Annotated in this window: 15 protein-coding genes; 7 read left to right on the forward strand and 8 right to left on the reverse strand. The window is 72.8% G+C overall.

Features of this window, described 5'->3' with window-relative positions:
• Positions 1-74 precede the first annotated feature (74 nt).
• From MTR79_RS05330 to MTR79_RS05340, 3 genes are all read left to right on the forward strand, one after another.
• A complete protein-coding gene (locus MTR79_RS05330; RefSeq protein ID WP_086699417.1) occupies positions 75-716 on the forward strand; it encodes a DUF6758 family protein in 642 nt (213 codons plus the stop codon).
• 117 nt (positions 717-833) lie between these two features.
• Positions 834-1,694 (forward strand): PHP domain-containing protein, encoded by an 861-nt coding sequence (locus MTR79_RS05335; RefSeq protein ID WP_048455770.1) that lies wholly within the window; start codon positions 834-836, stop codon positions 1,692-1,694.
• Positions 1,695-1,774: 80 nt separating this feature from the next.
• The gene (locus MTR79_RS05340; RefSeq protein ID WP_048455747.1) at positions 1,775-2,380 is read left to right on the forward strand and encodes a MarC family protein; all 606 of its coding nucleotides are present in this window, start codon (positions 1,775-1,777) and stop codon (positions 2,378-2,380) included.
• Between the two features lie 70 nt (positions 2,381-2,450).
• On the opposite strand, the gene MTR79_RS05345 is transcribed toward MTR79_RS05340, so the two are convergent.
• Positions 2,451-2,603 carry a hypothetical protein gene (locus MTR79_RS05345; RefSeq protein WP_086699418.1) on the reverse strand — a complete coding sequence of 51 codons (153 nt, stop codon included), beginning with the start codon at positions 2,601-2,603 and terminating at the stop codon, positions 2,451-2,453.
• Between the two features lie 228 nt (positions 2,604-2,831).
• Here MTR79_RS05345 and MTR79_RS05350 point away from each other — a divergent pair, with 228 nt between their 5' ends.
• Entirely contained in the window at positions 2,832-3,725 is an 894-nt protein-coding gene (locus MTR79_RS05350; protein WP_086699420.1) for an NYN domain-containing protein, read from the forward strand.
• Here the strand turns inward: MTR79_RS05350 and MTR79_RS05355 are convergent.
• From MTR79_RS05355 to MTR79_RS05365, 3 genes are all read right to left on the reverse strand, one after another.
• Positions 3,722-4,222 (reverse strand): hypothetical protein, encoded by a 501-nt coding sequence (locus MTR79_RS05355; RefSeq protein WP_086699421.1) that lies wholly within the window; start codon positions 4,220-4,222, stop codon positions 3,722-3,724. The genes MTR79_RS05350 and MTR79_RS05355 overlap by 4 nt on opposite strands.
• Positions 4,219-5,091, reverse strand: coding sequence for an alpha/beta hydrolase (locus MTR79_RS05360; RefSeq protein WP_244789387.1), 873 nt, complete (start codon positions 5,089-5,091; stop codon positions 4,219-4,221). The genes MTR79_RS05355 and MTR79_RS05360 overlap by 4 nt, the downstream gene beginning before the upstream one ends.
• 82 nt (positions 5,092-5,173) lie before the next feature.
• Positions 5,174-7,372, reverse strand: coding sequence for a DEAD/DEAH box helicase (locus MTR79_RS05365; RefSeq protein WP_348538681.1), 2,199 nt, complete (start codon positions 7,370-7,372; stop codon positions 5,174-5,176).
• Positions 7,373-7,863: 491 nt separating this feature from the next.
• On the opposite strand from MTR79_RS05365, the gene MTR79_RS05370 reads away from it, so the two are divergent.
• The gene (locus MTR79_RS05370; RefSeq protein WP_156698526.1) at positions 7,864-8,619 is read left to right on the forward strand and encodes a ferritin-like fold-containing protein; all 756 of its coding nucleotides are present in this window, start codon (positions 7,864-7,866) and stop codon (positions 8,617-8,619) included.
• 388 nt (positions 8,620-9,007) lie between these two features.
• Here the strand turns inward: MTR79_RS05370 and MTR79_RS05375 are convergent, their stop codons facing one another.
• From MTR79_RS05375 to MTR79_RS05390, 4 genes are all read right to left on the reverse strand, one after another.
• Positions 9,008-9,274 carry a hypothetical protein gene (locus MTR79_RS05375; protein ID WP_189364261.1) on the reverse strand — a complete coding sequence of 89 codons (267 nt, stop codon included), beginning with the start codon at positions 9,272-9,274 and terminating at the stop codon, positions 9,008-9,010.
• Positions 9,275-9,472: 198 nt separating this feature from the next.
• Entirely contained in the window at positions 9,473-9,700 is a 228-nt protein-coding gene (locus tag MTR79_RS05380) for a DUF3107 domain-containing protein (RefSeq protein WP_048455740.1), read from the reverse strand.
• A 146-nt stretch (positions 9,701-9,846) separates the two neighbouring features.
• Positions 9,847-10,491, reverse strand: coding sequence for a TetR/AcrR family transcriptional regulator (locus MTR79_RS05385; RefSeq protein WP_048455769.1), 645 nt, complete (start codon positions 10,489-10,491; stop codon positions 9,847-9,849).
• Between the two features lie 197 nt (positions 10,492-10,688).
• Positions 10,689-10,916, reverse strand: coding sequence for a hypothetical protein (locus tag MTR79_RS05390; protein WP_244789392.1), 228 nt, complete (start codon positions 10,914-10,916; stop codon positions 10,689-10,691).
• Positions 10,917-11,071: 155 nt separating this feature from the next.
• Here MTR79_RS05390 and MTR79_RS05395 point away from each other — a divergent pair, with 155 nt between their 5' ends.
• Positions 11,072-12,130, forward strand: a complete 1,059-nt coding sequence (locus MTR79_RS05395; protein WP_244789394.1) for an alpha/beta hydrolase — start codon at positions 11,072-11,074, stop codon at positions 12,128-12,130.
• An 8-nt stretch (positions 12,131-12,138) separates the two neighbouring features.
• The gene (locus tag MTR79_RS05400; protein WP_244789396.1) at positions 12,139-13,917 is read left to right on the forward strand and encodes a DUF3152 domain-containing protein; all 1,779 of its coding nucleotides are present in this window, start codon (positions 12,139-12,141) and stop codon (positions 13,915-13,917) included.
• The last annotated feature ends 70 nt before the right edge of the window (positions 13,918-13,987 follow it).

Genomic DNA, 13,987 nt, shown 5'->3' on the forward strand with positions numbered 1-13,987 from the left:
TCGTGGGCCGCCGTTCCGCCCGGTCGGGTGATCGTCCTTGACGTGGCGCCGTGGAGCTAGGACCGTGGGGCTCTATGAGGGGCGAACCCAGTTGCCCGAAGTGCGGTGGCCGGGTCAGGGCTCCCGGCCTCTTCTCGGACGCGTGGCAGTGCGACGTGCACGGCACCGTGCACCCGCTGCAGCCCGTGATACCGCCGAGCGTCGAGGCCCTCGAAGTCGTCGTGCACCGCACCAAGGTGCCGGTGTGGATGCCGTGGCCGCTGCCGGTGGGCTGGCTCTTCACCGGTGTCGCGTCCGCGGGGGACGACCGCAGCGGGGGCCGGGCGACGGCCGTCGCGTGCACCGGCCCCGGGCCGCTCGGCGGGATGGGCGAGCTCATCCTGGTCGCCGAGGAGCTCGGTGTCGGACTCGGCGCGCGGTACGCGGGCATCGACGGCCCTGACCCCGGACCCTTCATGGACGTCGAGAAACCGCCCCAGGCCAAGGTGCTGGCGGCCGGCCGCCCCACCCCGCTCTGGCATGTCGCCCGCACGCCCGACGACCGCGCCGTGTTCGCGGGCGAGGCGCTCGGCCTGTGGCTGTGGGCGGTGGTGTGGCCCGAGCAGTCGGGTCTGCTGATGTACGACGAGCTGGTGCTCGCCGACCTGCGGGACGCCGGCGCCGAGGTCGAGCTGGTGCCCTGCGGAGCGCTGTCCCCGCGTCTGCTGGAGAAGTAGCGCGGTGTCATCGGTGATGTAGGGGGCGCCCGCCGGGTTCGGGTGTGACAGGAGTGGCCGAAAATCCGGTTATCCTGGAGCGTCCCCGTCCGTCCGCCCCGCTTGGAGTACCGCGTCGTGCGCATCGACCTGCACACCCACTCCACCGCGTCCGACGGTACGGACACCCCGGCCGAGCTGGTCCGCAAGGCCGCCGCGGCCGGGCTCGACGTCGTGGCCCTCACCGACCACGACACCACGCGCGGCCACGCCGAGGCGCTCGCGGCGCTGCCCCAGGGCCTCACCCTGGTCACCGGCGCCGAGCTCTCCTGCCGCCTCGACGGCGTCAGCATGCATCTGCTGGCCTACCTCTTCGACCCCGAGGAGCCCGCCCTGCTCGCCGAGCGCGAGCTGGTCCGGGACGACCGGGTGCCACGCGCCAAGGGCATGATCGCCAAGCTGAACGAGCTGGGCGTGCCCGTCACCTGGGAACAGGTCGCGCGGATCGCCGGGAACGGCTCGGTGGGCCGCCCGCACGTGGCCAGCGCGCTGGTCGAGCTCGGCGTGGTGGACAGCGTGAGCGACGCCTTCACGCCCGAGTGGCTCGCCGACGGCGGCCGGGCGTACGTGCCCAAGCACGAGACCGACCCCTTCGAGGCGGTGCGGCTGGTGAAGAACGCGGGCGGCGTCGCCGTCTTCGCGCACCCCGCCGCGGTGAAGCGGGGCAGGACCGTGCCGGACTCCGCGATCGCGGAGCTGGCCCGGGCCGGTCTCGACGGCATCGAGGTCGACCACATGGACCACGACCCCGGCACCCGGGCGCGGCTGCGCGGCCTGGCGGGCGAGCTGGGGCTGCTGGTCACCGGGTCGAGCGACTACCACGGCAGCCGGAAGACCTGCGTCCTCGGCGAGTTCTCCACCGACCCCGAGGTCTACGGCGAGATCACGCGGCGCGCGACCGGGGCGTTCCCGGTGCCGGGGACCGGCGGAGCGGTCTGACACCCGCGGTGACCGCCGGGTCCGGCGTCCCGCTCCCACACGCCCTTTCTCTTTCACTTTCGTTCTCGCGCTAGGCAGTCATGTTCGACGTCGCCGTCTTCGGCTCTCTCTTCCTTACCCTTTTCGTCATCATGGATCCCCCTGGGATCACCCCGATCTTCCTCGCGCTGACCGCGGGCCGCCCGGCCAAGGCGCAGCGGCACATGGCCTTCCAGGCGGTGTGCGTGGCGGGCGGCGTGATCGTCGTCTTCGGTCTGCTCGGTCACCAGATCCTGGACTACCTGCACGTCTCCATACCGGCGCTGATGATCGCCGGCGGTCTGCTGCTCCTGCTGATCGCGCTGGACCTGCTCACCGGCAAGACCGACGAGCCCCAGCAGACCAAGGACGTCAACGTCGCGCTGGTCCCGCTGGGCATGCCGCTGCTGGCCGGTCCCGGCGCGATCGTGTCGGTCATCCTCGCCGTGGAGAAGGCCGACAGCGTGGCGGGACAGGTCTCCGTGTGGTCGGCGATCCTCGCCATCCACGTCGTCCTGTGGCTGGTGATGCGCTACTCGCTGCTGATCATCCGGGTCATCAAGGACGGCGGCGTGGTCCTGGTGACGCGGCTCGCGGGCATGATGCTCTCCGCGATCGCCGTGCAGCAGATCATCAACGGCGTCACGCAGGTGATCCAGGGCGCGTGACGTCCGGCCGCGAGCACACCGGAGCCCCCGTACCCGAGTGGTACGGGGGCTCCTCAAGCATGCGCACAGATTACGAGGCCGATGTGTCGGCCGGGCGGATCCACAGGCGCTGCCCCACGGCGGCAGCCTGCTGAACGATGCGGTTGACGGAGGCGGCGTCCACGACGGTCGAGTCCACGGCCGTGCCGTCGACGTCGTCGAGTCGCATGATTTCGAAGCGCAAGGGCTTCTCCCTTCGTCTGGTCATCCTCCTGAAGGAGAACTACTGGGTGAAGGCCCACGGACCGGACGGGCCCGTGTGCCGCACATGGCCCAACGGGCTGTGTCATGCAAACATTCCCTACGCTAAGGAAAATTTTCGAGCAGCTAAATACTGACGGGTAAGGTTTTCGAACGGGACCGACCGGGACCGGTTGTGTTCGTAGCGTGACCGGCGGAACAATGAGAAGCGATGAACGACGACCTCGCGGCTCTGCACGCCCGTATCGACCGCACGAACGAGCTGCTCCAGCGCATGCTCGCCGAGGTGGCCAAGACACCCTCGACGCACGCGATCTTCGTGGACGCCGGCTATCTCTACGCGGCCGCGGGGCGGCTCGTCGCGGGGACGGAGGACCGCCGCGCCTTCGACCTCGACGCCGAAGGACTGATCGACGCGCTCATCGACCGCGCCCGCACCGTCTTCGCCGACAGCAGGCTGCTGCGCGTTTACTGGTACGACGGCGCCCGGCGCCGCATCCACACCGCCGAGCAGCAGTCCATCGCCGAACTGCCCGACGTCAAGGTCCGCCTAGGCAACCTCAACGCCAACAACCAGCAGAAGGGCGTCGACTCCCTGATCCGCTCCGACCTGGAGTCACTGGCCCGGTACCGCGCCATCAGCGACGCGGCCCTGCTCGGCGGCGACGAGGACCTGGTCTCCGCCGTCGAGGCCGCCCAGGGCTACGGCGCCCGTGTCCACCTGTGGGGCATCGAGGCGCCGGAGGGCCGCAACCAGGCCGAGCCGCTGCTCTGGGAGGTCGACAGTCAGCGCACCCTCGACCTCGACTTCTTCAAGCCGTACGTCTCCCGGCGCACGGCGCCCGCGTACGAACCGGCGGGCGGCCGGCCCACCCGCGAGGACGTGCGTTTCGTCGGCGCGCAGATCGCCGCGAAGTGGCTGGTGTCGCGCGGACGCGAAACCATGACGGAGCTGCTCCCCGGCCACCCCTACCTCCCCGGCTCCGTCGACCAGGACCTGCTGGTCGAGGCCGAGGGACTCCTCCAGTACTCCCTGCGCGGCCAGGCCGACCTGCGCCGCGCCCTCCGCGACGGCTTCTGGGACCACCTGCAGACGCAGTACTAGGCCCCTTCGCCGGGCCCCCGCCGCCGGATGGAGGGCTCCTCCTCGGGATCGCCCCGGCCGACGGCCCCCGCCCAGGTCACGCCGGGCGGCGCGGTCACGTGCACGGTACCGGCCAGACGGGCGGCCGGGACGGCGAAGTCGACGCCCCTCTCGGGGAGATCCCCCCTGTCGCACTGGATCGGGAAGTTCGCGTGCAGTACCGGGATCCGCACCTTGAGGCTCCCGGAGCCCTGGCACTGGAAGGAGAAGCGCAGGGGGACGTCCCGGACGCCGGCCGCGTAGCTGAAGACCGCGCTGCCGCGGGCGGGGCCGTACCTGCCGGCTTGGCTGTCGAGTCGCGGCGGGGTCACCGTGTCGCTCGGCAGTGGGTCGGGGCTGACGCCGGCGGAGGTGGCCGGAGGCGAAGAGGCCACAGGCTCGGGGGTGGCCGCCTGCGACGTGCAGCCGACGGCCGCCGTGAGCAGGAGAAGTACGGCCGCACTGCGAGCGTGGTTCATCGGACCGCCAAGGTGTCGAAGAAGTCGGCGAGGTACTGCGCCGTCGGGGTGGGGCGGTCGGTCATGGGGGTGTGCCCGGCGCCGTCGACCACCGTGCGACGGGCCTCCAGGCGGCGGGCCATGGCGTCGAGGCCGGGGACCGGCCAGGTGTCGTCGTGCGAGCCGGACAGCACGTGGAACGGCAGCGGGACGGCGGCCAGTTCCGCGACCCGGTCCGGCTCGGCGCACAACTGTCGCCCAGTCGCCAGCAGTTGGGCGGGCTTGGTGGACAGCCAGCGCTTTTGGAGCTGCTCCGGACCGCCGATGCCCCGTGCGGGTCCGCCCACTTCCTCCGGCGGGCCCATCGCCAGGATCGCCTCCCAGCACTCCTCCATCGACATCACCGCGAGGGCGTCCCGCAGCAACGTCACCCGCTGCTCCTGCGAGGCGGAGACGCGTGCGGCGCCGGAGGAGACGAGCGTCAGTGAGCGGAACGGGGTGTGGTCCAGCAGCACGGCGGCACGGGCGACCTGACCGCCCATCGAATGCCCCACGAGATGCACGGGGGCGTCGAACGCGCGCGCCTGCGCCAGTACGTCCTTCGCCAACTCGTCCTGCGCGTAGGCGGATTCGTCGTCGGCGGGACCGTCCGAGCCGTGCTGGCCGCGTCCGTCCACGGCGACGGCACGGTAGCCGCGCGCGGCGAGCGGCTCGAGGACCAGGGTGAAGTCCTCCTTGCTGCCGGTGTAGCCGGGCAGCAGCAGCACGGTCCCCCGCACCGTGACACCGGCACGCGGCGTCACGTCCAGGACGGCGAACTCGCCCCGTGTGGTGGGGAGTCGGCGAGGACTGAGCTCGGGGAGGTGAGCGGGGGAGAGGGCGGTGATCACCCGGGTGAGGGTAACGGGTGCGCACACGCCGACGGCCCGGCCCCCCACGAGCGGGGACCGGGCCGTCGGCGTCGGTGCGGTGTCAGCTCTCCGCGGAGTCCACGGGGGCCGCGGCCTTACGGGTGCGGCGCGCCCTCGGCTCCGCCGTCTCCGTGGCCTCCGGCGCGGACGCGGCCGTCTTACGGGTCCGGCGACGCGGCGCGGCGGCCTCGGCGACCTCCCCTTCCGGAGCGGTCTGCGCGGGCACCGTCTTGCGGGTCCGGCGGCGCGGCGTGGCCTCGGCGCCTTCAGCCGTGTCCACGGCGGCCTCCGCCTTCTTGGCGGCGGTCTTCCGGGCGCGCTTCGGCTTCTCCTCGGCCACGGGAGCCTCGGTCGCGACGTCGGCCTCGGCCGCCACCGCCTTCTTGCGGGTGCGGCGCGGCTTGGCCTCGGCGGGCGCCTCGACGGTGCCTTCGGCGGTGTCGACGGCGGCCTCCGCCTTCTTGGCGGCGGTCTTCCGGGTGCGCGTCGGGGCGGCCTCGGCCGTCTCCGTCGTGCTCTCGGCGGTCTCGACCGCCGTCCCGGCGGCCTGGGCCGCCTTGCGGGTACGGCGACGACGCGGCGCGGCCTCCTCCACCGCGACGGAATCCGCCACCACGGGCTCGGCGGCGGGAGCCGGAACCGACGGCTGCTCCGTCACCGCCGGGGCCTGCTCGGCCGACCGGCGCGTGCGACGACGGCGCGGCTTCTCGACGCTCTCGGCGGGCTCGGCGGTCTCCACCGACGGGCCCTCGGCCGTGTCGACGGCGGCCTCCGCGGCCCCCTGCTCCACCGTGCCCACGGCGCCGGTGGCCCCGCCACGGGTGCGGCGACGACGGCGCGGGGTGCGCGGGACCTCACCGGTCTCCGTCTCACCGGCGCCCACGGCGGCCTGCGCGGCGGACTGCTGCCCGGCCGCGTCGAGCGGCGCACCGCCACGGGTGCGGCGACGGCGGCGCGGCGTGCGGGTCGACGCCTCGCGCTCGTCGGAACGCTCGGACCGGTCGGAACGGCCACCGCGGCGCCCGTCACGGCCGTCCCGGCCGCCGCGGCCGCGCGGCCCGCGACCGCCGACCTCGCCCAGGTCCTCGATCTCCTCCGCGTCCAGACCGGCCCGGGTGCGCTCGGAGCGGGGCAGGGTGCCCTTGGTGCCCTCGGGGATGCCCAGGTCCGTGTACAGATGCGGGGAGGTGGAGTACGTCTCGGCCGGGTCGCCCAGACCCAGGTCCAGCGCCTTGTTGATCAGCTGCCAGCGCGGGATGTCGTCCCAGTCGACCAGCGTGATCGCCGTACCCTTCGCCCCCGCGCGGCCGGTGCGGCCGATGCGGTGCAGGTACGTCTTCTCGTCCTCGGGCGTCTGGTAGTTGACGACGTGCGTGACGCCCTCGACGTCGATGCCGCGCGCGGCGACGTCGGTGCAGACGAGCACATCCACCTTGCCGTTGCGGAAGGCGCGCAGCGCCTGCTCGCGGGCGCCCTGGCCGAGGTCGCCGTGGACCGCGCCGGAGGCGAAGCCGCGCTGCTTGAGCTGGTCGGCCAGGTCGGCGGCGGTGCGCTTGGTGCGGCAGAAGATCATGGCCAGGCCGCGGCCGTCGGCCTGCAGTATCCGCGCGACCATCTCGGGCTTGTCCATGTTGTGCGCGCGGTAGACGAACTGCTTGGTGTTCGCGACCGTGGCGCCCTCGTCGTCCGGCGCGGTGGCGCGGATGTGCGTGGGCTGCGACATGTAGCGGCGGGCCAGACCGATGACCGCCCCCGGCATGGTGGCCGAGAACAGCATGGTCTGCCGCCTCACCGGAAGCAGGTTGATGATCTTCTCGACGTCGGGCAGGAAGCCCAGGTCGAGCATCTCGTCGGCCTCGTCCAGGACGAGCGCCTTGACGTGCGACAGGTTGAGCTTCTTCTGCCCGGCGAGGTCGAGCAGCCGGCCCGGGGTGCCGACGACCACGTCGACGCCCTTCTTCAGCGCCTCGACCTGGGGCTCGTAGGCACGGCCGCCGTAGATCGCGGTGACGCGCACGTTGCGCACCTTGCCGGCGGTCAGCAGGTCGTTGGTGACCTGCGTGCACAGCTCGCGGGTGGGGACGACGACCAGCGCCTGCGGCGTGTCGGTGAGGTCCTCGGGCTTGGCGCGGCCCGCCTCCACGTCGGCGGGGACGGTGACGCGCTCGAGGAGCGGAAGACCGAAGCCGAGCGTCTTGCCGGTGCCGGTCTTGGCCTGGCCGATGACGTCCGTGCCCGTGAGGGCCACGGGGAGCGTCATCTCCTGGATGGGGAAGGGGGTGGTGATGCCGACGGCTTCAAGGGCTTCGGCTGTCTCGGGAAGGATCCCGAGCTCTCGGAACGTCGTAGTCAGGGTGCTGCCTCTTCTGTGTGCGCGGTGCGAGGCGAGCGCGGGGGTCGTGTAGGGACCGTGCCGGGGACGACGGCTGCCATACGGTCGCGGCCGTAGGACACGGGACCACTGCCGACGCTCGAGCGCTCGTACCGCTGAGGTGTCCCTCCGCATCCCGTACGCGATGTGCCGTACGAACAGAGGGCTGTCGGGTCGGAGCCGATCGGGCCACCGACCGGGCATCCTCATACATGCTGCGGCCCGTCGAACACATCCGAGTACGTCAGAGTGCTCAGCAGGCGCATTACCACCATACCCCGGATTCGCGCACACGCCATGGCCGATTTGGTCACGTAGTCGTCGTCACACTGATCGACCAGGACCTTCCGGGGCAGGCCGAGCGGGCTATTGTGCGCTGCATGACGAGCTCTGACAGCCCTGACAACGCCGCGGAAACCTCCGAGACCCCTGCCGCACGGACCGGCGTCGCCGCCATGGACTGGGCGGCCGCCTCCGCCGACCCCCAGTACCGTGCCGCTGTCGTGGATCTGCTCGGCGCGCTCGCGTACGGGGAGCTGGCGGCGTTCGAGCGGCTCGCGGAGGACGCCAAGCTGGCGCCCACGATGGGGGACAAGGCGGAGCTGGCGAAGATGGCCTCGGCCGAGTTCCACCACTTCGAGCGGCTGCGGGACCGGCTGGCCGAGATCGGCGAGGAGCCGACGCAGGCCATGGAGCCGTTCGTGGCCGCCTACGACGGCTTCCACAAGCAGACGGCGCCGTCGGACTGGCTGGAGGGCCTGGTCAAGGCGTACGTGGGCGACTCCATCGCCAGCGACTTCTACCGCGAGGTCGCGGCGCGCCTCGACTCCGACACCCGCGCGCTGGTCCTGGCCGTCCTGGACGACACGGGGCACGGCGGATTCGCCGTGGAGAAGGTACGCGCGGCCATCGAGGCCGACCCGCGCGTCGGCGGCCGGCTCGCCCTGTGGGCACGCCGCCTGATGGGCGAGGCCCTGTCCCAGTCCCAGCGCGTGGTCGCCGACCGGGACGCCCTGTCGACGATGCTCGTGGGCGGCGTGGCGGACGGGTTCGACCTGGCCGAGGTCGGCCGCATGTTCTCCCGCATCACGGAGGCGCACACGAAGCGGATGGCGGCACTGGGGTTGGCCGCCTGACGGCGATCCGTTGCACGGCCTCGGGCCGGCCGGGACGGCCGACGCCGGACCTTGTGGCAGTCACGCACGTGACAGTCCGCCCGCCGGGCGGACTGTCAGCCCGGTCGCGGCGCCCGGAAGACGGCGGGCGACCGCCCGGCAGGGCGGCCGGCCCGATGAGAAGCGCCCGGCGGTCGCCCGCATGACTGTGCCGGAAGACGGCCTGGCTGACGGCGACGGGGCGTCGCGCCTGGCCGGAACGGCGTGACCGTCTGCCGGGCTGCGGGGCCGCCGGGCTGCGGGTCTGCGGGGTGGCGCACGGGGGCGGCAGAGGCGGAGCTGCCGGGCCAGGTGGTCGTGGCGAGTCGGCGCCCACTGCCGAAGAGGGTGGGTGACCGCCCGCCGGCGGTCAGGCCGTGGCCGAGTGGCGGAGCCTGCCCGCCGGGCGCAGCAGCAGGGAGAGGGAGGCGGTCGAGACGATCGCCGCGCCCACCAGCATCGTCAGCAGATTCCCCGCGTCCAGCGCGGTGTTCATGACGAAGGCGCCGAACAGAGCCCCCGCCACACCGGTCGCCAGCACGAGGGCACGCCGGGGGAGCCGGTGCGACAGGCGGTGGTACGCCCCCCAGGCCAGGGCCAGGCCGAGAATCGCGGAGCTGAGCGCTTCCAGAAGCATGTCGGGGTCCCTCCCACACGGCCGGCCTGCTCGTCCCTGTCTTGGTCCTGTCCCGGTTTACCCCTGACCTGCGGAATCCAATCCTCCCCACGCGGCCTCGCCTGTAGGCCGTCCGGGGGTTTCGAGGGCGCATGCCCTCAGGCACGCGGAAGGGCCCGGCGGTGACAACCGCCGGGCCCTTCCGCCACGCATACAGCCCTACAGCGCGCCGAAGCCCACCTTGCGCGGGGCCGGCTCGCCGATCTCCACGTAGGCGAGACGGTCGGCCGGGACCAGGATCTTGCGGCCGTGCTCGTCCACGAGGCTCAGCAGCTGCGACTTCCCGGCCAGCGCCTCGCCCACCACGCGCTCGACCTCCTCGGCGCTCTGACCGCTCTCCAGAACGATCTCGCGGGGCGCGTGCTGCACGCCGATCTTGACCTCCACGGCTATGTCCCTCCGACGGTCAGTGAAGTGCGCGACCTTCCGCGCCGTACCTGCACACATTAGCCCGGTGAGGGGATCCGCACGCTTCGCCCGGCAACGCCAACAGCGAACAGCCGACGGGAACAAACGACCGCCGGCCGCGCCGGTCAGTGCTGCTGGTCGCTGCCGTGCAGCGGGAACCCGGCGATGCCCCGCCAGGCCAGCGACGTCAGCAGCTGCACCGCCTGGTCGCGCGGCACGCTGCGGTCGCTGTGCAGCCACGACCGCGCCACCACCTGGGCCAGCCCGCCGAGTCCCGACGCCAGCAGCGTCGACTCCGCCCGCGACAGGCCGGTGTCCTCGGCGATGACGTCGCAGATGGCCTCCGCGCAGTCGTTGGTGACCTTGTCGACCCGCTCGCGCACGGCGGGCTCGTTCGTCAGGTCCGACTCGAAGACCAGGCGGAACGCGCCACCGTCGTCCTCGACGTACGCGAAGTAGGCGTCCATGGTCGCCCGCACGCGCTGCTTGTTGTCCGACGTCGACGCCAGCGCGTGCCGCACCGACTGGATCAGCGCCTCGCAGTGCTGGTCCAGCAGCGCCAGGTACAGGTCGAGCTTGCCGGGGAAGTGCTGGTACAGCACCGGCTTGCTGACACCCGCGCGCTCGGCGATGTCGTCCATCGCCGCCGCGTGGTAGCCCTGCGCGACGAAGACCTCCTGGGCGGCGCCCAGCAACTGGTTCCGCCGGGCACGGCGCGGAAGGCGTGTACCCCTCGGGCGTACCGCGTCCGTCTGCTCGATGGCTGTCACGCCGCCTCCCATAGTCGTCCACATGCGGGATCAGCCGCGTCGCCATCGTACTTTTCGGTAATCCTGATGTGCGCGGTGCGCGTGCAGAATTTCACGGACCGGACAGCGGGAAAAGTGGCACGGACGGTTTCAGAAGCTGTCAGAGCGGGCAAAACACGTCCCCTTCCGAACGGCTGTCGCCCCGGCCGACGCATCTCTCACCGGTAGTCGTCCTCGTCGAGCTGGACCACGCGCGCCTGTTCCACCAGGTCCGCCTCGTTGGCGCGGTCGGGGTCGACATCCTCCAGCGGGTCGTCCTGCTCCGGCCGTACCTCCGTCTGCTGCTCGGCCGCGTCGACCTCCGGCGCCTCGACGTCGTACTCCAGGCTCTCCTGCACGTCCTCGTCCTCCTCGAACGTCTCGGGGTCGGTCGGATCCACGGCCATCGCTGGGCTCCCTTCCTGGTCACACCCCTGAGGCAGGCAGGGGTCACGTACGGGTGCCCTCAGTACGAGCCTAGGAGACACCCGATTCGGTCGCCATGCCATCCTGTGACGCCGAACACATGAACCACGACGTGATCGTCTCGTAACATTGCCGCATGTCTTCGACCGAGCTGCCGTCCGTGCCGCCGACGAGCGTGCTGCCCGAGCCGGCGGCGGTCCGGGTGGCCGAGGGCGAGCGGCTGAGGTCGGTGCGGGTGCCCGGCGTCACGCTCACGGTCAGATCCCGGCCGCCGGTCCGCGAAGGACGCCCGCCGGCCTTCTACGTCCACGGACTCGGCGGCTCGTCGCTCAACTGGTCGCCCCTGATGGCCCTGCTGGAGGACGCCGTCGACAGCGAGGCCGTGGACCTCCCCGGGTTCGGCGACTCCCCGCCGCCGGACGACGGCGACTACTCGATCACCGCGCACGCACGCGCGGTGATCCGCTGTCTGGAGGCGTCCGACCGCGGACCGGTGCACCTCTTCGGCAACTCCCTCGGCGGTGCGGTCGCCACCCGGGTCGCCGCCGTGCGACCCGACCTGGTCCGCACCCTCACGCTCGTCTCCCCGGCCCTGCCGGAGCTGCGCGTGCAGCGCTCCGCCGTCCCCACCGGACTGCTGGCCGTGCCCGGCGTCGCACCCCTGTTCACCCGGCTCACCCGTGAGTGGACTGCCGAGCAGCGCGTCCGAGGCGTGATGAACCTCTGTTACGGCGACCCCTCACGGGTGGCGCCGGAGGGCTTCCGGCACGCCGTGCAGGAGATGGAGCGGCGACAGCGGCTGCCGTACTTCTGGGACGCGATGGCGCGCTCCGCCCGGGGCCTCGTCAGCTCCTACATGCTGGGTGGCCAGCACGGACTGTGGCGTCAGGCCGAGCGGGTGCTCGCGCCGACCCTGCTCGTCTACGGCGGCCGCGACCAGCTCGTCGGCTTCCGCATGGCGCAGCGAGCCGCCCGCCACTTCCGGGGTTCCCGGCTCGTGACACTCCCGGACGCGGGACACGTGGCGATGATGGAGTACCCGGAGACCGTGGCGTCGGCCTTCCGTGAACTCCTGAGGGATGCGACCGGTCCTGCGGACGAGGGCGATACTGTGCAGCCGGACGCAAAGGGCGATCCGGGTCCGTCCGCCGACACCGGTGGCCCGACCGCCACGATCGAGACGACAAGGGGCTGAGGCGCGACATGGGACGCCACAGCCGGCGCGGGCCCGCCCCCAAGGGCGACACCGCGGACCCCACCACCGCAGCCGCCGCCGCACGCGGCGTACGAGACGCGCCCGAGGCGCGGTTCGACGACCGCCGGGACACCGGCCAGGGCGCGGCGCTGCCGCGGCAGCAGGCGCAGGGCACTCCGCCGCACGGCACCCCGGTGCACGGGTACGGGGCCCCGGGGCGCGGCAGACCGGCCCCGGGCGTACCGCCGGTGCCGGACGGATGGCAGCAGAGCGGAACCCCGGCGCGCGGCGTCCCCCGGTACGGCGGTCAGTCGCAGGGTGCGCCCGGGTACGGCGGTCAGTCGCAGGGCGCGCCCGGGTACGGCGGTCAAGGCCAGGGGGCGCCCGGGTACGGCGACGGCACCCCGCCGCGCGGTGTGCCGCAGTACGGCGAGGGGACTCCCCCCCACGGCTTCCCGCGCCACGGAAACGCGGCTCCCGCACAGGGCCCGCCCCGCCCTGGGGGCGGACCTCCTCCGCAAGGCGGGCCGCGCCACGGGGACGGAACCCCTCCGCACGGTGTTCCCAGGTACGGCGATGGCACCGCTCCGCACGGTGTTCCGCGCTCTGCGGACGGCACCCCCGCGCACGGCACTCGCCGGGTCCGGGGCGGGCACCCCGAGCAGCAGGAGACCGGGGGCGGCTGGGGGAACCTGCACGGACGTACCGCCGCCGGCGCCGGGTACGGCGCGCCGGCCGCCGGGCAGGGGGTGCCCCTGCCGAGGCAGCGCCAGGCGCCCGTGGAGGGGCCGCGCCGGGACTACGTGGAGGCGTTCGACGAGAGCGACGACCTCTTCACCCCGCGCAAGCCCGTGACCCGCGGCCCCGGGGACCCGTACGCCGCCGTCACCGACTGGGACGGCGCCCCGGACACCGGCGTCCCCTCGGACACCGACACCGACGCCGTCGACGACGAGCCGCCGACGGGTGTCCCCGCACAGACCGGGGGCGGCAAGGGGCGCGCGTTCACCGGTATAGCGGCCGCCGCCGTCACCACCGTGCTGGCCGTCGTCGTCGCCGGGCAGGTCGCCGACGAGCACGACAGTCCGAGCGTCCAGTCGCAGTCCGCCGGCGAGCAGGCGCGCGACGCGCGCGAGTCGGCCTCGCGCGGCGACGACAGGGCGACGCCCGACGCGCCCACGGCGAAGCCGCTCACGTACGAGCAGCAGATGGACCGCACGTTCCCGTTGGCCGCCACCCGCGCGGGCACGGGCACGTTCTACGCCGTCAAGGGGATCGACAAGGCGCCCGGCAAGGGGCGGAAGGTCACCTACCGCGTGGACGTGGAGCGCGGGCTCGACCTGGACGGCGCGCTGTTCGCCGAGGCCGTGCACCGGACGCTCAACGACAGACGGAGCTGGGCGCACGACGGCCTGGCCTTCGAGCGGATCGAGACCGGCGACGCCGAGTTCGTGATCACCCTGGCCAGTCCCGAGACGACCGCCGACTGGTGCGCCAAGTCGGGCCTGGACACCACCCAGGACAACGTCTCCTGCGACTCCGCGGCCACCGAGCGGGTGATGATCAATGCCTATCGCTGGGCGCAGGGCGCCGAGACGTACGGCGACAAGATGTTCGCGTACCGCCAGATGCTGATCAACCACGAGATCGGCCACCGCCTCGGCCACAACCACGTCACCTGTGACAAGGACGGCGACCTGGCCCCGGTGATGCAGCAGCAGACCAAGTTCCTCGAGTACGGCGGGATCAGCTGCCGGCCCAACGCCTGGCCCTATCCCAAGGGCTGACCCGCCCCGCCGACCGGGCCGGCCCTCCGCGGCGGGGGCGCGCGCCGGGTGGTGGCCCCGGACCGGGCGA

The organism is Streptomyces sp. BJ20 (assembly GCF_022869105.1).
Classification (GTDB): Bacteria; Actinomycetota; Actinomycetes; order Streptomycetales; family Streptomycetaceae; genus Streptomyces; species Streptomyces griseoincarnatus.

Bases quoted from the DNA above. Each gene is read 5' to 3' on its own strand.
- MTR79_RS05330 (WP_086699417.1), top strand. From the start codon at position 75: ATGAGGGGCGAACCCAGTTGCCCGAAGTGCGGTGGCCGGGTCAGGGCT.
- MTR79_RS05340 (WP_048455747.1), top strand. From the start codon at position 1,775: ATGTTCGACGTCGCCGTCTTCGGCTCTCTCTTCCTTACCCTTTTCGTC.
- MTR79_RS05350 (WP_086699420.1), top strand. From the start codon at position 2,832: ATGAACGACGACCTCGCGGCTCTGCACGCCCGTATCGACCGCACGAAC.
- MTR79_RS05355 (WP_086699421.1), bottom strand. From the start codon at position 4,222: ATGAACCACGCTCGCAGTGCGGCCGTACTTCTCCTGCTCACGGCGGCC.
- MTR79_RS05365 (WP_348538681.1), bottom strand. From the start codon at position 7,372: ATGACGCTCCCCGTGGCCCTCACGGGCACGGACGTCATCGGCCAGGCC.
- MTR79_RS05370 (WP_156698526.1), top strand. From the start codon at position 7,864: ATGACGAGCTCTGACAGCCCTGACAACGCCGCGGAAACCTCCGAGACC.
- MTR79_RS05375 (WP_189364261.1), bottom strand. From the start codon at position 9,274: ATGCTTCTGGAAGCGCTCAGCTCCGCGATTCTCGGCCTGGCCCTGGCC.
- MTR79_RS05390 (WP_244789392.1), bottom strand. From the start codon at position 10,916: ATGGCCGTGGATCCGACCGACCCCGAGACGTTCGAGGAGGACGAGGAC.
- MTR79_RS05395 (WP_244789394.1), top strand. From the start codon at position 11,072: ATGTCTTCGACCGAGCTGCCGTCCGTGCCGCCGACGAGCGTGCTGCCC.
- MTR79_RS05400 (WP_244789396.1), top strand. From the start codon at position 12,139: ATGGGACGCCACAGCCGGCGCGGGCCCGCCCCCAAGGGCGACACCGCG.